15 protein-coding genes are annotated in these 17,074 nt (G+C 64.6%); 6 read left to right on the top strand and 9 right to left on the bottom strand.

Annotated elements, in window-relative coordinates:
- Positions 1 to 2 precede the first annotated feature (2 nt).
- Positions 3 to 1,973 carry a lytic transglycosylase domain-containing protein gene (locus P1U48_RS07990; protein ID WP_301068418.1) on the bottom strand — a complete coding sequence of 657 codons (1,971 nt, stop codon included), beginning with the start codon at positions 1,971 to 1,973 and terminating at the stop codon, positions 3 to 5.
- 114 nt (positions 1,974 to 2,087) lie between these two features.
- On the opposite strand from P1U48_RS07990, the gene dapA reads away from it, so the two are divergent.
- Positions 2,088 to 2,963: a 4-hydroxy-tetrahydrodipicolinate synthase gene (gene dapA, locus P1U48_RS07995; RefSeq protein ID WP_301068419.1), complete on the top strand. Its 876-nt coding sequence runs from the start codon at positions 2,088 to 2,090 to the stop codon at positions 2,961 to 2,963.
- Between the two features lie 157 nt (positions 2,964 to 3,120).
- Here dapA and P1U48_RS08000 read toward each other — a convergent pair whose 3' ends face one another.
- Positions 3,121 to 4,305, bottom strand: a complete 1,185-nt coding sequence (locus P1U48_RS08000; protein ID WP_301068464.1) for an amino acid aminotransferase — start codon at positions 4,303 to 4,305, stop codon at positions 3,121 to 3,123.
- Positions 4,305 to 5,162, bottom strand: coding sequence for a 3-mercaptopyruvate sulfurtransferase (gene sseA, locus P1U48_RS08005; RefSeq protein ID WP_301068420.1), 858 nt, complete (start codon positions 5,160 to 5,162; stop codon positions 4,305 to 4,307). The genes P1U48_RS08000 and sseA overlap by 1 nt, the downstream gene beginning before the upstream one ends.
- A gap of 169 nt (positions 5,163 to 5,331) precedes the next feature.
- Here sseA and P1U48_RS08010 point away from each other — a divergent pair, with 169 nt between their 5' ends.
- Positions 5,332 to 6,174: a bifunctional helix-turn-helix domain-containing protein/methylated-DNA--[protein]-cysteine S-methyltransferase gene (locus P1U48_RS08010; protein ID WP_301068421.1), complete on the top strand. Its 843-nt coding sequence runs from the start codon at positions 5,332 to 5,334 to the stop codon at positions 6,172 to 6,174.
- A 12-nt stretch (positions 6,175 to 6,186) separates the two neighbouring features.
- Here the strand turns inward: P1U48_RS08010 and P1U48_RS08015 are convergent, their stop codons facing one another.
- Positions 6,187 to 6,783 carry an isoprenylcysteine carboxylmethyltransferase family protein gene (locus P1U48_RS08015; RefSeq protein ID WP_301068422.1) on the bottom strand — a complete coding sequence of 199 codons (597 nt, stop codon included), beginning with the start codon at positions 6,781 to 6,783 and terminating at the stop codon, positions 6,187 to 6,189.
- 184 nt (positions 6,784 to 6,967) lie between these two features.
- On the opposite strand from P1U48_RS08015, the gene P1U48_RS08020 reads away from it, so the two are divergent.
- Positions 6,968 to 7,609, top strand: a complete 642-nt coding sequence (locus P1U48_RS08020; RefSeq protein WP_301068423.1) for an OmpA family protein — start codon at positions 6,968 to 6,970, stop codon at positions 7,607 to 7,609.
- An 83-nt stretch (positions 7,610 to 7,692) separates the two neighbouring features.
- Here P1U48_RS08020 and P1U48_RS08025 read toward each other — a convergent pair whose 3' ends face one another.
- The 5 genes from P1U48_RS08025 to ade all read right to left on the bottom strand — a co-directional run bounded on the left by P1U48_RS08025 (position 7,693) and on the right by ade (position 14,284).
- Positions 7,693 to 8,742 carry an acyl-CoA dehydrogenase family protein gene (locus P1U48_RS08025; protein WP_301068424.1) on the bottom strand — a complete coding sequence of 350 codons (1,050 nt, stop codon included), beginning with the start codon at positions 8,740 to 8,742 and terminating at the stop codon, positions 7,693 to 7,695.
- Between the two features lie 3 nt (positions 8,743 to 8,745).
- A complete protein-coding gene (locus P1U48_RS08030; protein ID WP_301068425.1) occupies positions 8,746 to 9,933 on the bottom strand; it encodes an acyl-CoA dehydrogenase family protein in 1,188 nt (395 codons plus the stop codon).
- Positions 9,934 to 9,952: 19 nt separating this feature from the next.
- Positions 9,953 to 12,049: a 3-hydroxyacyl-CoA dehydrogenase NAD-binding domain-containing protein gene (locus tag P1U48_RS08035; protein ID WP_301068426.1), complete on the bottom strand. Its 2,097-nt coding sequence runs from the start codon at positions 12,047 to 12,049 to the stop codon at positions 9,953 to 9,955.
- A 159-nt stretch (positions 12,050 to 12,208) separates the two neighbouring features.
- Positions 12,209 to 12,496, bottom strand: coding sequence for a hypothetical protein (locus P1U48_RS08040; RefSeq protein ID WP_301068427.1), 288 nt, complete (start codon positions 12,494 to 12,496; stop codon positions 12,209 to 12,211).
- 87 nt (positions 12,497 to 12,583) lie between these two features.
- A complete protein-coding gene (ade, locus tag P1U48_RS08045; protein ID WP_301068428.1) occupies positions 12,584 to 14,284 on the bottom strand; it encodes an adenine deaminase in 1,701 nt (566 codons plus the stop codon).
- Between the two features lie 168 nt (positions 14,285 to 14,452).
- On the opposite strand from ade, the gene aroQ reads away from it, so the two are divergent.
- The 3 genes from aroQ to P1U48_RS08060 all read left to right on the top strand — a co-directional run bounded on the left by aroQ (position 14,453) and on the right by P1U48_RS08060 (position 17,068).
- A complete protein-coding gene (gene aroQ, locus P1U48_RS08050; RefSeq protein ID WP_301068429.1) occupies positions 14,453 to 14,896 on the top strand; it encodes a type II 3-dehydroquinate dehydratase in 444 nt (147 codons plus the stop codon).
- Positions 14,893 to 16,311 carry a hypothetical protein gene (locus P1U48_RS08055; RefSeq protein WP_301068430.1) on the top strand — a complete coding sequence of 473 codons (1,419 nt, stop codon included), beginning with the start codon at positions 14,893 to 14,895 and terminating at the stop codon, positions 16,309 to 16,311. The genes aroQ and P1U48_RS08055 overlap by 4 nt, the downstream gene beginning before the upstream one ends.
- A 64-nt stretch (positions 16,312 to 16,375) precedes the next feature.
- Positions 16,376 to 17,068 (top strand): fumarylacetoacetate hydrolase family protein, encoded by a 693-nt coding sequence (locus P1U48_RS08060; RefSeq protein ID WP_301068431.1) that lies wholly within the window; start codon positions 16,376 to 16,378, stop codon positions 17,066 to 17,068.
- Positions 17,069 to 17,074 lie beyond the last annotated feature (6 nt).

Genomic DNA, 17,074 nt, shown 5'->3' on the forward strand with positions numbered 1-17,074 from the left:
GATCAATCCGAGCGCGGCAACAGCCCGCTGCCCTTCAGCTCGGTGCTGAACGGCACCGGCAGCGGATCCTCGCCCAGCCGGGCGCGGTAGACGGGCAGGCTTTCACTGACCCGCATCACATAGTTCTGGGTCTCGCGGAACGGGATATGTTCGATCCAGTCGACCACATCGACCACCCGCGAACGCGGATCGCCAAGTTGCTCGATCCATTGCTTTGGCCGCCCCGGTCCCGCGTTATACCCCGCCGCCACCAGCACCGGGTTGCCACCAAAGGTCTCCGCCAGACCACGCAGATAGGTCGACCCCAGCCGGGCGTTGTAACTCCAGTCGTCCCAGACCGCGCGCGGCTGATGCGCGAGCCCGAGGCTGCGCGCCACCTCGCGCGCGGTGCCCGGCATCAATTGCATCAACCCGCCTGCCCCGACATGCGAGGTCACCCGCGGGTCGAATTCACTTTCCCGGCGCGCGATCGCCAGCGCCAGCTCCATCGGCACCGGCAAATCCATCTCGCGCATCGGGTGCAGCGGGTAATAATGGCGCGGCATGACAATGGCGCGCTGCGCCGCGGTCTTGCCCAGCATCACCTCAAGATGGGTCTCGCCGCGCGCCTCCAGCATCCTGCCCAGTTGGCCCAGCCCGTCGCGATCCAGCTGATTCGCCAGCTGCATCAGAAACCGCTCTGCCAGGTTCCTCTGACCGGCGGCCAGCAACAACACCCCGGCCTCGCGCAGCGGCGATTTCGCCAACGCCGACTGCCGCCAATCCCCGAAGCGTTCCGTTCCGGCCAGCTCCGGATCAAACCCGACCCCGGCGGCTTCGGCCGCCAGCAAGCCATAAAATGTGGTCTGCTGCTTGGCGCCATCGAGATAGGCCGCCTGCGCCGCCGCAGGATTCCCCGCAGCCTGCTGCGCCCGGCCAATCCAGTAATAGCCCCGGCCCAGCGAGATCGGAGTCGCAACTGCGGCCAGAAAGTTCTGAAAATGTCGCAGCGCGATTTCCGGTTGGTTCAGCTTGCGCAGCGCAATATAGCCCGACAGCCATTCCAGATCGGCGTAATTCGATCCCTCGTGCAATTGATGCGTCGAGGCCAGCCGATAGGCCCGTTCGGCCAGCCCGTCGCGCATATCCTCACGCGCATAGATCCGGCGCTGGTTGGCCCAGTTTTCGGCATAGCCCAGCCCGCCGGGAATCGCGCTGCGCTCCAGCATCAACTCCCGCGCCTCGTCATGGCGCCGCGCACGCAGCCGCCAGACGAACCGGTCATAGGCCAGACCGGCGTCACTCTGCTGTGCCGGGCTCAGCTTTTCCAGCCGCTCGTCCACCCCCGTCTCGCCCCGTTGCAGCGCCACCCGCGCCTCGGCCAGACGCCAGTCCTCGGCGTTGACCAGCGGCTGCATCCGCTCGGCATCGTCACGCAGGCGCCGCCAGACGCACATCGCCAGCCGCGCCGCGTGATGCGGTCTGAGCAGCGGCTCATGCGCGGCGAGAAAGGCCTCGTGTTCGCTCAGGCTCAGCTCGAGGCTGTGCCAGGCCAGCACCAATTCGGCCTCGGCCTCGCCACGCTCACCGGCACGGATCAACGCCGCCGCATGCAACAGCACCCCGGTGCCGGTCTGCGGCGGATGATCGGCAAAAAAGCTGAGAATATCCGCGTCGTTGGCGCCCTCCAGCGCCCGCTCGCCCTGGGCGCGCAGATAGTCCAGACCCGGCCAATCGCCGCGCCGGGCCAGGAAGTCGAGTATCTCTGCCAGGCTGCCCGCGCCGGATCGCAGCCGCCGCCATTCGACAATATCCCGCGCCACCGCGCCATCCCGGCTGGCCAGCGCCAGCGCCGTGACCCAATCGTCGCGATCCGCCGCGTGCAAGGCGCTGGCCAGCGGTCGCGGCGCCAGAGGCACCACCTCTTCCGCCGATGCCGACAGCCCCGCCAAAATGGCGAAGCTGGCTGCCAGGGCAACGCATTGGCGGAACATCCCTTGCATTTTTCGCACCGACTCTGGATAGACAGCCTTTAGGATAACCCGTCGGCCCGTCGCCTCAACACACGATTTCGGCAGGGGCGGAATTGCAACAATAAGGAGCGTGCCATGTTCAGCGGATCTCTTACCGCCCTCGTCACGCCGTTTCACGACGGCGCCATCGATCTGGATACGCTCAAGAAGCTGGTCGATTGGCATGTCGCCGAAGGCACGCGCGGGCTGGTCCCGATGGGCACCACCGGCGAAAGCCCGACGCTGAGCCATAGCGAACATGAACAGGTGGTCGAGGCGGTGGTCAGCTTCGCCGCCGGCCGTATTCCGGTAATCGCCGGAGCCGGGTCAAACAACACCCAGGAAGGCATTCGCCTGATCCAGCATGCCGAACGTGTCGGCGCTGCCGCGGCGCTGGTGGTCACGCCCTATTACAACAAGCCGACCCAACGCGGCCTCTACGCGCATTTCAAGGCGATGCACGATTGCTGTGAACTGCCAATCATCATCTACAATATCCCGCCGCGCTCGGTGATCGACATGAGCCCCGAGACGATGGGCGAACTGGCCAAGCTGCCCCGGATCATCGGGGTCAAGGACGCCACCGGCAAGATCGAGCGGGTCAGCCAGCAACGCGCCAGCTGCGGGCCGGATTTCCTTCAGCTGTCCGGCGAGGACGCCACCGCCCTCGGCTTCAACGCCCATGGTGGCCGTGGCGCGATCTCGGTGACCGCCAATGTCGCGCCGCGCCTCTGCGCCGAGTTCCAGGCGGCGACGCTGGCCGGAGACTATGCCAAGGCGTTGGAGTATCAGGACCGGCTGATGCCGCTGCACGAGGCCCTGTTCATCGAACCGGGGCTGGTCGGTGCCAAATTTGCGATGTCTGAACTGGGCCTGTGTTCAGAAGAGGTGCGCCTGCCGCTGACCCCGCTGGAGGACAGCACCAAGACCCGCATCCGCGCCGCCATGCGTCATGCCGGGCTGATCGCCTGACAAACCGCCGGGGGCGCGGCCCCCGGACCCTGAGATAGTCAGACCCAGAAGAACCCAGAGGCGCCGGTCCCCCGGTTCTTCTGGGTTCAGCTCCCCCCGGGCCGTCGGGGGGTGAATGGGCTGCAAGCCAACAAGGCCAGACAGCCCACCTTGTCTTTCAGATACCGGACTCGACGATTGCCTGCGCCAGCAGCGGCACCGTGGCGCTGTTCAGCCCGGCAATGTTCATTCGGCTGTCACCAACCATATAGATGCCGTGATCGCGGCGCAGAGTCTCGACCTGATCCGGCGAACAACCGAGCCGCGAGAACATGCCGCGGTGCTGGGCAATGAAGCCGAAGCGATTGGAGCCAGACAGGCGCTGAAGCGTCTCCGCCAGCTGTTCGCGCAGGCCCAGCATCGACAGCCGCACCTCTTCCAGCTCCGCCATCCAATCGGCACGCAGCGCGTCGTCCCCAAGGATGGTGCTGACCACCCGGGCGCCGTGATCCGGCGGGAACGAATAGTTCTGCCGGTTGAGGAAGGCCAGGTTGCCCTGGGTCACCTTGCCAAGGCCCGGATCCTGCGCCACCGCCATCAGCAACCCGGTGCGTTCGCGGTAAATGCCGAAATTCTTTGAACAGCTCGCCGCGATCAGGCATTCCGGCACGGAGCGCGCCACCAGCCGCACCGCGGCGGCATCGGCATCCAGCCCGTCGCCAAAGCCCTGATAGGCGATGTCGACCATCGGCACCGCGCCAGCGCCATTCAGCCGGGCAATCACCGCCTGCCATTCCGGCAGGGTCAGGTTGGCGCCGGTCGGGTTGTGACAGCAGCCATGCAGCAGCACCACATCACCGGGGCGCAGCCCGGCCAGATCGGCCATCATCCCGTCGAAATCTACGCCGCCGGTTGCGCTGTCGAAATAGCGATAGGGCACCGCCTCGATCCCCAGATAGGCGAGGATCGTCAGGTGGTTCGGCCAGGTCGGATCAGAGACGAACACCCGGGCGCCTGGATTAACCATGCGGATCAACTCGAACGCCTGGCGCACCGCGCCGGTGCCGCCGGGGGTGGCCACCGCCGACACCTGGCCACGCGCCACTGCCCCACCCAGCACCAGCGCAATCATCGCATCAGCAAAGGCCGGATCACCGGCCAGACCGGTATAGGCCTTGGTGTCCTGCTGTTCCCAGATCTGTCGTTCAGCGGCCTTCACCGCCCGCATCACCGGAGTGATCCCTTCGGCGTTCTTGTAAACGCCAACCCCGAGGTCGATCTTGTCGCTGCGTGGATCGGCCTTAAAGCTTTCCATCAGCGCCAGGATCTTGTCGGCTGGCTGCTCTTTCAGATGTTCGAACATCATGCGTCTCCAGTGGCGACGGGCAGGGTGGGAAAGGCGCCCCATTCGGTCCATGAGCCATCATAGAGCGCGTGGTTGCGGTGGCCGATCTGTTCCAGCGCCAGCGACAGCACTGCGGCCGTCACCCCTGACCCACAGGTGGTGATCACCGGCTTGCCCAGGTCGACACCGGCCCCTTCAAAGACGGCGCGCAGCGCGGCAACATCCTTCATCGTGCCGTCAGCGGTCAGCAGCTCGGTAAAGGGCACGTTCCGCGACCCCGGAATATGCCCGGAGCGCAGCCCCTCGCGCGGCTCCGGCTCATCCCCGCGAAACCGTCCGGCAGAGCGCGCATCGACGATTTCGTAATCGCCCAGTTTCGAGGCCGCCGAGACCTGGGTCACATCCTTGACCAGTTGGTTCTGCCGCCGCACCGTCATGTGCCGGTCGCGCACCATCGGTTCCATATCCTCCACCGGGCGCCCCTCGGCCAGCCATTTCGGCAAACCGCCATCGAGCACCACGATATCCTCCTGGCCCATCAGCCGGAACAGCCACCAGACCCGCGCCGCGGAAAACAGCCCGTGGCTGTCGTAGACCACCACCTGATGGCCGTCGCCGACCCCCATCGCCCGCAGCCGCGACATGAATTTTTCCACCGGCGGCACCATATGCGGCAGGTCCGAACGGCCATCGCTGATGTCTTCGATGTCAAAGAACCGGGCGCCGGGGATATGGGCCGCCTCATATTCCGCCCTGGCATCACGCCCGGTACCGGGCAGGAAGGTGGTGGCATCCAGCACCCGCAAATCGGGGTCCTTGAGATGCGCGGCCAGCCACTCGGTGGATACAAGCGTTTTCGGATCGTCCTGGGTCATTGGCGTTCCCCTTGATAAAACCGGGTTCTGCCTAGCGTCGGGCGGCCTTGGTGGCAAGGGAATTGGCGTTGCGGTGCCGCAGCGACCGGGCCGGGTTTTGCGCAACAAACGGGTCGCCTGGCGGGATCGCGGCGGGTTAAAACCGGTTAGGACAAACGGGAAACGACCAATGCAGCAGGCACCGATCGAACAGGGCTATCATTATCAGGTCATGCGCCGGGCACTGGACCTGATCGACCAGGCCGACGCCCCCCTGACGCTGGAGGATCTGGCCACCCAGCTGGCGATGAGCCCGGCGCATTTTCAACGCCTGTTTTCGGCCTGGGTCGGGGTCTCGCCCAAGCGCTATCAGCAATATCTGGCGCTCGGCCATGCCAAGTCTCTGCTTTCATCCCGCTTCACCACCCTGGCGGCGGCGCATGGCGCCGGCCTTTCCGGCACCGGGCGGCTGCATGATCTGTTTCTGCGCTGGGAGGCAATGAGCCCCGGCGATTACGCCCGCGCCGGAGCGGGTCAGGTGATCCGCTGGGACTGGATCGACAGCCCGTTTGGCGAGGCCCTGGCGATGGCCACCGATCGAGGCATCTGCGGCATCGCCTTTACCGCCGAAACCGGACGCGAGGCGGCGATGAAAGATATGGTGTCGCGCTGGCCCGATGCGGCGTTTGTGCAGGCCCCCGGTGGCCTCGACGACTGGACCCAGGCCGCCTTTGCCCAGACCGGAGAGACCCGGCTGCACATGATCGGCGCGCCGTTCCAGATCAAGGTCTGGGAGGCCCTGCTGCAGATCCCATCCGGCCATGTCACCACCTATTCCGAAATCGCCCAGGCGATTGGTGCGCCACGTGCAGTGCGCGCCGTTGGCACCGCCGTGGGCCGCAATCCGGTGTCGTTCCTGATCCCCTGCCACCGGGCGATTCGAAAAAGTGGCGGACTTGGCGGCTATCACTGGGGCCTGCCGGTGAAGCGCGCAATCCTGGCCTGGGAAAGCGCCCGCGCCGATGCCGGTTAGGCCGGCGGGCGGTCAAAGAAATCGCGGCGTGACTTTTCGATAGGCGGCAAAATCCGCGCCATAGGTTTCGGCCAGCCAGCGCTCCTCAAGAAACACCGCGACAACATAGAGCCCGCCCCAGACGGCCAGGATCGCGATGACCACCGGGTCCGGGACCAACAGGCCCCAGCCCACCAGGCCGAACCAGGTGGCGAGGTAGATCGGATTGCGCGAATAGGCAAAGAGTCCATCGGTTTTCAGCCCCTGTTTCGCCCCAAAGGCCGCATCCCAACCCAGTCGCCCGGTTGCAAAAAACGCGATGGCAAAGCCTGAGATCAACAGGAGTCCGGCGGCGATGCCGCGCCCTGGCGAGATCGCCCAACCTTGTTGCCACAGATGCCAGAGGCTGGTGACGAGCAGACCGGCAACCATGATCCGGAACAGCAGACGGAACAGCCGGCTTTGCCAACCGGTCATATCGGGCGGCGGCCAAAAGGCGTGGCGCGGCACTGCCAGGCTGCTCACTGCGCCTGTGATCAGGATTATCGCCGCCCCGAGCGGGATCAGGTCGAGGTTATAGGGCATCAGCCGCCTGTTGTGGTGCCGGTCAGGCGCCAGGTTTCGCGCCATCCTGCCCGAAAACAAGACCTTAAAACGCCTTGAATAGCAAAAACGGCCAGCAGCGGACCCCGCGCTTGGTGAGATCGGATTTGAGCAAGAACCCGCCGATGCTCTCTCAATCGTGCGTTATACCTGACGTTGGCTCTGCTATGTTGGCGACCGAGAATTGAAATTTCCGCAATGAGGCCCCGACATGACACTGATCAAGACCAAATTCACCGCATTGGGTGCCAGCGCCCTTCTGCTTCTCGGTGCCTGTGCCGAGACCGGCGACGGCTATGACAACACCCGGCAAAGCGCCGCGATCGGTGGCCTGCTGGGCGCCGCAACCGGGGCCATCATCGGCCAGGACGTCAAAGGCGCGGCCATTGGCGGCGTCGTCGGCGGCATCGCCGGGGCCGCCTATGGCGGCTATCTGGACCAGCAGGAGCGTGAATTGCGCGGCTCGCTGGGCAATGACGTGTCGGTGGTGAACACCGGCGACCGGCTGGTTGTCACCATGCCCAACGACATCCTGTTCGCCACCGACAGCGCGACGCTGCGCGGCGACCAGACCGCCGATCTGCGCACCGTCGCCCAGTCGCTGAACAAATATCCCGACACCACGGTTCAGGTCATCGGCCACACCGACAACACCGGCGACGCGAACTATAACCAGCGCCTTTCGAACCGCCGCGCCGATTCGGCGGCGGATGTGCTGATCAGTTCCGGGGTGCGGTCATCCCGTATCCAGGCCTTCGGCCGCGGCGAGGATCAGCCGCGCACCACCAATCAGACCTCTGCCGGACGCGCACAGAACCGCCGCGTCGAAATCGTGATCCTGCCGAACGCCTGAGGCTCGGCGCGGATCAAGACCGACCCAAAGACAAAAGGCCCGGGGCTACCCCCGGGCCTTTTTCATGTCTGAACCAGTTGAGGTCAGGCGGCAGCGACCTGCATCAGGTGATAATCGGTGTCGCCCAGCTGCGCGTCGATCATGATGATCCGCTTGGCGTAATGCGAGCCGGGATATTCCCAGGTCATCGCGATGCCGCCATGCATCTGGATCGCCTCTTCGGCCACCAGACGACCGGCACGGCCGATCAGGTTCTTGGCCATCGAGCAATAGCGCGCCGCATCCGGCCCACCCAGCTCCGACGCCGCCTTGATCACGATCGAGCGTGACTGAACGATCTCGGTCAGCATGTCGACGGCGCGGTGTTGCAACGCCTGGAAGGTGCCGATCGTGCGACCGAACTGCTTGCGCTGACCGAGGTATTCGACGGTCATCTTGTGCAGCACTTCCATCGCGCCCACCGCTTCGGAACACAGCCCCACGATCCCGGCATTCACCGCATCGGCAATCGCCGCGTCGGCATTGGCCAGCACCAATTCGCCGGGGGTCTCTTCCAGCACCACCTCAGCCGCGCCAGCGCCGTCCATCATGCCGTAGCCGGTGATCGACGCATCCGCCGCCTGCACCGCATAGACCGACAGGCTGTCGCCATCGCGCGCCGCGATCAGCAGAACATCCGCCGCCTGCCCGCCATAGACCACGGATTTGCGGCCCGACAATTTACCGCCCTTGGCGACAGTGCTCATCTCGGACAGGTCATAGGGCGCGTCGAGTTCGCCCAGCCCGACCGCATATTTGGTCGCGCCGGACAACAACGCCTCTTGATCGGCACCGGCGGCGGTCAGGATGCGGGACGCCATCAGCGCGCCCAGCACCGGTTCCGGGCACAGGGCACGGCCCAGTTCCTCAAACACCACGGCGATGTCGAAACCGGCGCCACCCATGCCGCCGGCCGCTTCCGGTGCCAGCGCATAGAGCGCACCGAGTTCGGTCAGCTCGGCCCATTTCGCGTCGTCGTGAAACGGCGCTTCATAGGCCACCTTGTTGCGGTGCTCGATCGGGTATTTGTCGTTCAGATAGCGGCGCAGGCTGTCCGCCAGCATCTGACGATCTTCGGTCAGGTCAAAGTTCATGTGTCACAGCCCCAGCATGGTCTTGGTCAGAATGTTGCGCTGGATCTCATTGGACCCACCGAAAATCGAGGTCTTGCGGTTGTTGAAATACCGCGCCGCGTTGTTGGCATGGCCTTGCGGCGCAACGTCGAGGTTGCTGTCCTTGAACGACCCGGGGAACGGTGCCGCTGCCGGGCCCAGCGCGCGACGGCGCAGATCCTTGAGCTCCTGGTTGATCACCGTGCCCTTGATCTTGAGGATCGAGGTTTCCGGCCCAGGCGCGCCCTGTTTCTGCGCGGTGAACAGCATCCTGAGGTTGGTCAGCTTCATCGCCTCCAGGTCGATTTCGGCCTGTGCCACCCGGGCGGCGAACAGCGGATCCTGCAACAGCGGCTTGCCATTGCGGATCACTGTGCGGGCCAGTTCCTTGACCTCTTCCAGTTCCAGCATCGAAAAGCCGACCCCGGCAATCCCGGTGCGCTCATGGGTCAGCAGATATTTGGCGATGGTCCAACCCTTGTTCTCTTCGCCGACCAGGTTCTTCAGCGGCACCCGCACGTCGGTAAAGAACACCTCGTTCACCTCATGGCCGCCCTCGATCAGCTTGATCGGGCGCACTTCGACGCCTGGGGTTTTCATGTCGACGAGAATAAAGGAAATGCCTTCCTGCTGCTTCACATCCGGGTTGGTGCGCACCAGGCAAAAGATCCAGTCGGCATGCTGGCCCAGGGTGGTCCAGGTTTTCTGACCGTTGATCACCCATTCGTCGCCGTCACGCTCGGCCTTGGTTTTCAGGCTGGCGAGGTCCGACCCGGCACCCGGTTCGGAATAGCCCTGACACCACCAATCATCACCATTCAGGATTCGCGGCAGGTAGTAGTCTTTCTGCTCCTGGCTGCCGAATTTCTGCAGCACCGGGCCCAGCATCGACAGGCCAAAGGGCACGATCCGCGGCGCATAGGCGGCACAGGATTCTTCGTCAAAGATGTGCTTTTCGACCGGACCCCAGCCGGGGCCGCCGTATTCCTCGGGCCAGGTCGTCGCCAGCCAGCCGTTCTTGTTCAGGATCGCATGGTAGCGCACCATGTGATCCTTGGTCAGTTCGCCACCGTTCTTGACCACATTGCGGATATCATTGGGTAGATTTTCGGCGAAGAAATCGCGGACTTCCTGACGGAAGGCCTCTTCTTCGGGGGTAAAGCTCAGGTCCATTGCAGGTCCTCCCTCCTGATTACTGGTTCAAATCGGCAAAGGTCGTGCCATCGGCGGCCATCTTGCGCAAGATTTCGGGGACCTGCCAATAGTTCGGGTCGGTTTTGGCATAGGCTTCGATTCGGCGCACCAGTTCCGTTGCGCCAATCATGTCGGCGTAATGCAGTGGGCCGCCGCGGAAACGCGGAAAGCCGTAGCCGAACAGAAACACCATATCGACGTCGACCGGCCGCTTGGCGGTGCCGTCTTCGACAACCCGGGCCGCTTCGGAAATCATCGCGGTCATGTAGCGATCGATGATGTCCTGATCGGTAAAGCTCTGCGGGGTAATGCCATCGGCGGCGCGCACCTCGTCGATGAAGCCGGCAACCTCGGGGTTCGGCACCGGTGCTCCGGACTCATAGAGGTAATAGCCCTTGCCGGTCTTGCGACCATACCAGCCCTGTTCACAGATCCGATCCGCCACCGCACCGCCATAGCGTTCATTGGGGTCGAGCCCCTCTTCCTTTTTCCGCTGCCGGGTCATGTAGCCGATATCAAGCCCGGCCAGATCGCCGACCTTGTGCGGCCCCATCGCCAGGCCGAAACCTTCCAGCGCATTGTCCACCTGCTGCGGCGAGGCGCCGTCAAGCACCAGATACGAGATGACCTTGCTGTAATGGCCAAGAATGCGGTTGCCGATAAACCCGTCGCAAACCTGCGCCAGCACCCCGACCTTTTTCAGCTTTTTCGCCAGCAGGAATCCGGTGGCCAGCGCATCGGGCGCGGTTTTCGCACCCTGCACGATTTCCAGCAGCCGCATCACATGCGCGGGGGAAAAGAAATGCAGCCCCAGCACATCCTGTGGCCGGCTGGTCATCTCGGCAATTGCATTGATGTCGAGGTAGGAGGTGTTGGAGGCCAGGATCGCCCCCGGTTTGCAGATCGTGTCGAGCTTGCCAAAGATCTCTTGCTTGATCTCCATCTTCTCGAACACCGCCTCGATCACCAGATCGACATCGGCCAGATCTTCCATCGCCAGGCTCGGCTCCAGCCGCGCCAGCGCCGCGTCGCGGGCCTCGGACGTCATCTTGCCACGGCTGACCGCACCGTCGAGGTTCTTGGTGATTGTCGCGACGCCACGCGCCAGCGCATCTTCCTTGACCTCGATCAGCCGCACCGGGAAGCCGGCAGACAGGCAGGCGGTGGAAATACCCGATCCCATGGTGCCGCCGCCAATTACCCCGATCCGGTCCAGCGGTCTGGTTTCGCCCTTGGCCTCGGGGATGTTGGACACCGCGCGCTCACCAAAGAAGGCATGGATCAGCCCACCGCGTTGCGGGGTTTGCATGCAGTCCATGAAACACTGGCGTTCGACCGCCAGGCCCTCGGCCAGCGGCAGATTGCAGGCGGCAACCGCCTCGACGCATTTCACCGGCGAAATCAGATGCGGGTTCTTTTTCTTGACCCCGGCCAGAGTCGCGTCGATCACCGCGCGGTCGTATTCGGCACTCAGATCGACAGTCCTGCGGGTGGCCAGCGTGCCATCCAGAACCTGCTGCGCCGCGGCCAGCGCCACCATGCGCGGCTCCCCGGCAACGACCCGATCCACCGCGCCTTTTTCCAGCGCCTCTTGCACCGGCACCTGACGTCCCGACAGGATCACATCCAGCGCAAAGGCCAGCCCGCTGAGCCGCGGCAGGCGTTGGGTGCCCCCGGCGCCGGGCAGCAGGCCGAGCAGCACCTCGGGCAGGCCGATCTTGGCGCCCTCGATCGCCACCCGGGCATGGGTGGCCAGTGCCAGTTCCAGGCCGCCGCCCAAAGCGGTGCCATGGATGATTGAAATCACCGGAGTCGGGCTCTGTTCGATGACGTTCAGCACACTCGACAGGCCCGGCGCTTTCGCCGGTTTGCCAAATTCGCGGATATCGGCGCCCGCAACAAAGGTGCGCCCGGCGCAATAGAGCGCGATGACCTTCACCGAGGCATCAGCAATCAGCCCGGCAAAGGCGATTTCCAGCCCTTCGCGGACCGCGTGGCCAGTGGCGTTCACCGGCGGATTGTCGATGCAGACCAGCGCGACGTCGCCGCTGTGTTCGGTGCTGATCACCTCGTTGATCTGGTTGCTATCGCTCATGTGCCAATCCCCTATGACCGCTGTTCCGACTGCGGGGAAAGGTAAATTGGCGCGGAAACAGCACCTGACCTCCCCCCTGACTGGCGTGGAACCTACGCAAGCCGGGACAGGAGGTCAACGCGTGGAACCATAGTCCACAATGCGGAATGTCGCCGCGGGTCAGATCCGCCAGAGCGTCTGTTCCTTCGGGGTGATCCCGCCCTTGGTAGTGCCGTCGTCCTGGGCTGGCAACGGCCCGCAGGTGACCGGGCCATCGCCGTTCCATTGCTGCGACCCGCAGAGTTTCAGCCCGCCGGTTTGCCGGTCCAGCACGATGACGCTGATAAACGGATAGCCGGTCGGGGCGGTCAGTTTCGGTTGCGATTTGGTAATGTCCGATTGCGCCATGGCGCTGCCGGCAAAGGTCAGCGCCGCGATGGCGCCAAGGGTGATCTGCATTCTGGTCACTGTCGTGCCTCCTGATGTTTCTGCCCTTGGCATAGCACCGCCTGTGACAAAGGTTGCGTGACAAGACCGTTCATTGGCCGTGATCGGTCAGGAAATGATTTCAAACTTGATCACATCGACCATGCCCCGGTCGGTGATCTTCAGCGCTGGAATCACCGGCAGCGCCAGAAATGCCAGTTGCAGGAAGGGCTCCATCAGCGTCACGCCCAGCCCCTTGGCCGCAGCCCGCAGCGCGATCAGATCGGCATGCACCGCCTCAAAGGGCCGCAGGCTCATCAGCCCGGCGACCGGCAGCGCCAGCTCGGCCAGCACCTTGCCGCCTTCGACCACCACAAAGCCGCCCTCGATCTCGCCCAGCCGGTTGGCCGCCAGCGCCATATCGGCGTAATCCGCGCCGACCACCGCGATATTGTGGTGGTCATGACAGACGGTCGAGGCGATGGCGCCGCGCTGCAGGCCAAAGCCACGGACAAAGCCGGTGGCGATATTGCCGTTGATCCCGTGGCGTTCGATCACCGCGATCTTGATCAGGTCGCGGGTGATGTCGGGGCGCTTGTCGCCATCGACCACGGCGATGGTCTCATGCAGATGTTCGGTGATGATCTTGCCGTCCAGAATGCCGATCACATCAGTTTCGGCCCGGTTGGCGGTGGTGCGGAAATGCGCCGCGCTGACCGTCGGTGCCTTGACCGAATTCCGGCCAACCGGCGGCGTCACCGGACGCGCCGCAAACGCCGCATCCTCCAGCACCACGCCCGCCGCCAGAACCAGGTCCGCCCGGCATTCCGCCAGGTCCTCCAGCACCACGATATCCGCCCGTTTGCCCGGCGCGATCTGGCCGCGGTCCTTCAGTCCGAATGCCTCGGCCGCGCTCAGACTGGCGGCGCGGTAGACCGCCAGCGGCGGACAGCCGAGCCGAATCAATTCGCGGATCATATAATCCAGATGGCCATATTCGCCGATATCCAGCGGGTTCCGGTCGTCGGTGCACAGGCACATATAGGCGCTGGTGATGTCACTCAGCAGCGGTTGCAGGGCATGCAGATCCTTGCTGACCGACCCTTCGCGAATCAGCACCCGCATCCCCTTTTGCAGCTTTTCCCGTGCCTCCTCCGCCGTTGTCGCCTCATGCTCGGTGCGGATCCCGGCGCTGATATAGGCGTTCAGATCGCGCCCGCTCAGCTGCGGTGCATGGCCGTCGATATGACGGCCGCGAAACGCCTCAAGCTTGTCCAGACAGCCGGGATCGCGATGGATCACCCCGGGGTAATTCATGAATTCGGCCAGCCCGATCACCTTGGGGTGGTCCATCAGCGGGATCAGATCCGCCGCCGCAATCGCGGCACCTGAGGTTTCCATATGGCTCGACGGCACGCAGGAGGACAGGTTGACCCGGATGTCGATCAGGGTTTCGCCAGCGGCGGCGAGGAAATAGTCGATCCCCGGCACGCCGATCACATTGGCGATTTCATGGGGGTCGCAGATCGCCGTGGTCACCCCGCGCGGGCCGACGCAGCGGTCGAATTCATGCGGGGTGACCAGCGAGCTTTCGATATGCAAATGCGTGTCTATAAAGCCCGGAACCAGGGTTTTTCCAGTCACGTCGATGACCGCCTGCCCGGCATAATCCGCACCGATCCCGACCACGGTCCCGCCGGTGATCGCGACATCCCCGACAATGAAATCACCGGTCACCACATCCAGAACCCGGCCCCCCTTCAGCACCAGATCGGCGGGCACATCCCCGCGTCCGGCGGCGATCAGTTCGGGCAGGACGGCACGAGCCATGTGAAACACCTTTGAACAGAAGAACCTGCGCCACAGATCACCGCAAAGCGGCCGCGCTGTCCAGATCGCCGTTGCACAGCCCCCGGCTGCATGGCAGCGTCGCGCCGACGCCACTGAGGCAGCGGACGCAGATGACGGCCCAGGAAAACGGGCAGTGAGGAAGGGCAGATGACCAAGAAAATCCTGATCCTGAACGGACCCAACCTGAACCTGTTGGGCCAGCGTCAGGTGGAGATCTATGGCGGCGAAAGCCTCGCCGATATTGAGGACGCCTGTGTCGCCCTCGGCCATTCCCTGGCGCTGGAGGTCGAGTTGCAGCAATCCAACCACGAGGGCGTGCTGATCGACTGGGTCCATGCGGCGCGCGGCAGCACCCATGGCATCGTCATCAATCCCGGCGGCTATTCGCACAGCTCGGTGGCGCTGCTCGACGCGCTCAACGCCTATGAGGCACCGGTGGTCGAGGTGCATATCTCGAACATCCACAAGCGCGAGTCGTTTCGCCACCATTCCTACATCTCACAGCGCGCCAATGCGGTGATCGCCGGGTGCGGCACCCAGGGCTATGAGCTGGCCATGCGCCATATCGCGCATCTGCTGGCGGAGCAGTGACACTGGAAAACCCACGGAGGCCGCTCGACACCCGGCTGATCGGACCCGGCCTGTTCCTGCTCTGGCTGCTGGTCACCATTGACGCCTGGGGTGGTCCACAGATCACCGGTCTGGCGGCCGCCTGGCTGTTTCCGGTGCTGATCGCCCTGCAGGCGATCCGGGTGCGCCGGATGCGGCTGATCTTTGTCGGGATCGGCCTGGCGCTGATCCTCGCCGCCCTCAGCCTGCGCAGCGACGGCGGCGCGCAGATCCTGGCCGCCTTTGACCGCGCCGCGTTTATCATGGCGTTTTTTACCGCCCTGACGACACTGCGCCATGCCGCCGACACCTCGGCCGGAATAACCGCCTGTGGTATGTTCCTGGCCCATCAACCGCCCGGGCGGCGCTATATCGCCCTCTCCGCCGGGGCGCATATGTTTGCGGTGCCGCTCAACTTCGGCTCGATCGCACTGCTCGGGTCGCTGTCGGTGGCAAGCGCCGCGGATGAGCCCGATCCAGAGATTCGCCATATCCGCACCCGTCGCATGTTGCTGGCGATTCAGCGCGGGTTTTCCGCGATGCTGCCTTGGTCGCCGCTGGCCTTTGCGGTGGTGATCTCGACCGTGCTGCTGCCCGACCTGATCTGGGCGCGGGCAGTTCCCTATGCCTTGGTGAGCTCGGGCATCCTCATCGGGGTCGGCTGGGCGCTCGACACGATATTCAAGCCGCGCCGGGCGGGCACCGCCGCCGTCACCCCTGAGGACGATGGCCAGAGCTGGGCCAGCGTCTTGCCATTGCTGACCCTGCTGGTGGTGCTGATCGGCCTGGTGCTGGCAATCCACCAGATCACCGGGATGCGGGTTACCGCGGTCATCCTGCTGCAGGTTCCGGCGCTGGCCGTGGCCTGGTTTGCCCTGCAGGCCCCGCGCTCGGCCCGGCTGCGCGACACCCTGGCCCGGTCGCGGACATTGATCCGCGACGACCTGCCCGAATACCGCGAGGAATTGCTGCTGATTGGCATGGCCGGCTTTATCGGCGCGCTGGGGGCGACCCTGCTGACCCCCTGGGTCGCGGCGGCGGGGCTGAACCTGTCCGGCCTGCCCGCCTGGGCGGCGCTGGTGGTGTTGATCTGGCTGATCCCGCTGGCCGGGCAGGTCGGGATGAGCCCGCTGCTCGCCGTCACCCTGATGTTCCCGATCATCCCGGCACCCGCCGATCTGGGGGTCAGCACGACGACGCTGTTTGTCGCGATCACCGGCGGCTGGACCCTGGGCGCAATCAGCTCTCCCTTTGCCGCACCAACCCTGCTGATGGCGCGGTTCGGCGGGGTTTCACCGCTGCATGTGTCCTGGCGCTGGAACGGCGCCTATACGCTGCTCTGCGGGCTGTGCATTTCCGCCTGGGTGGTGGCAATGACGCATTTCGGGCTCGGTTAGGGCGCTTGCCCCGTCGCGGCCATCGGCGTAGCAAAAGATCAGACCGCCACGAAAGGACCGCTTGATGAGCCTGTTTGCCCTGCCCCCGATCCCGGATGTGCCGGTGCGCGGCGAGGCCGAAGCCTATCCCGTCCGTCGGATTTTCTGCGTTGGCCGCAACTATGCCGCCCATGCCGCCGAGATGGGCAATGAGGTTGACCGCGAAGCGCCGTTCTATTTCACCAAGTCGCCTGCCCATCTGGTGCTGAGCGGTGCCGAGTTGCCCTTTCCGCCGGGCACCGAGGATTATCACCACGAGATGGAGTTCGTCGTCGCCCTGGGGGCGCCGTTGTTCCGTGGCACCCCGGATCAGGCGGCGCGGTCGATCTATGGCTATGCCTGCGGGCTCGACATGACCCGACGCGATCTGCAGGGCGCCGCCAAGGACAAGCGCCGGCCTTGGAGCCTTGGCAAGGATGTCGAAGGCAGCGCGCTGATCGGCGAAATCACCAGGGCCACCGATTTCGGCGCGGTTGCCGATCAGGCGATCACCCTGAAGGTCAACGGCGCGCTGCGCCAGGACGCCAACCTGAGCGAGCTGATCCACAAGGTGCCCGACGTGATCGCGCATCTCAGCGGCTACTACCACCTCGGGCCGGGCGACCTGATCTATACCGGCACCCCGGCGGGCGTCGGCGCGGTGCAGGCCGGCGATGTGCTTGAGGGCGCGATTGCCGGGCTGACGCCGATCCGCCTGACCCTCGGCGCGCCGGATTAAGGCGCG

Origin of the sequence: Pseudooceanicola sp. (genome assembly GCF_029213205.1) — a bacterium.
Classification (GTDB): Bacteria; Pseudomonadota; Alphaproteobacteria; order Rhodobacterales; family Rhodobacteraceae; genus Pseudooceanicola.

Excerpts from the sequence above, each read along its gene's own strand:
- P1U48_RS07990 (WP_301068418.1), bottom strand. The coding sequence starts at position 1,973 with ATGTTCCGCCAATGCGTTGCCCTGGCAGCCAGCTTCGCCATTTTGGCG.
- dapA (WP_301068419.1), top strand. The coding sequence starts at position 2,088 with ATGTTCAGCGGATCTCTTACCGCCCTCGTCACGCCGTTTCACGACGGC.
- P1U48_RS08000 (WP_301068464.1), bottom strand. The coding sequence starts at position 4,305 with ATGTTCGAACATCTGAAAGAGCAGCCAGCCGACAAGATCCTGGCGCTG.
- sseA (WP_301068420.1), bottom strand. The coding sequence starts at position 5,162 with ATGACCCAGGACGATCCGAAAACGCTTGTATCCACCGAGTGGCTGGCC.
- P1U48_RS08010 (WP_301068421.1), top strand. The coding sequence starts at position 5,332 with ATGCAGCAGGCACCGATCGAACAGGGCTATCATTATCAGGTCATGCGC.
- P1U48_RS08015 (WP_301068422.1), bottom strand. The coding sequence starts at position 6,783 with ATGGCGCGAAACCTGGCGCCTGACCGGCACCACAACAGGCGGCTGATG.
- P1U48_RS08020 (WP_301068423.1), top strand. The coding sequence starts at position 6,968 with ATGACACTGATCAAGACCAAATTCACCGCATTGGGTGCCAGCGCCCTT.
- P1U48_RS08025 (WP_301068424.1), bottom strand. The coding sequence starts at position 8,742 with ATGAACTTTGACCTGACCGAAGATCGTCAGATGCTGGCGGACAGCCTG.
- P1U48_RS08030 (WP_301068425.1), bottom strand. The coding sequence starts at position 9,933 with ATGGACCTGAGCTTTACCCCCGAAGAAGAGGCCTTCCGTCAGGAAGTC.
- P1U48_RS08035 (WP_301068426.1), bottom strand. The coding sequence starts at position 12,049 with ATGAGCGATAGCAACCAGATCAACGAGGTGATCAGCACCGAACACAGC.
- ade (WP_301068428.1), bottom strand. The coding sequence starts at position 14,284 with ATGGCTCGTGCCGTCCTGCCCGAACTGATCGCCGCCGGACGCGGGGAT.
- aroQ (WP_301068429.1), top strand. The coding sequence starts at position 14,453 with ATGACCAAGAAAATCCTGATCCTGAACGGACCCAACCTGAACCTGTTG.
- P1U48_RS08060 (WP_301068431.1), top strand. The coding sequence starts at position 16,376 with ATGAGCCTGTTTGCCCTGCCCCCGATCCCGGATGTGCCGGTGCGCGGC.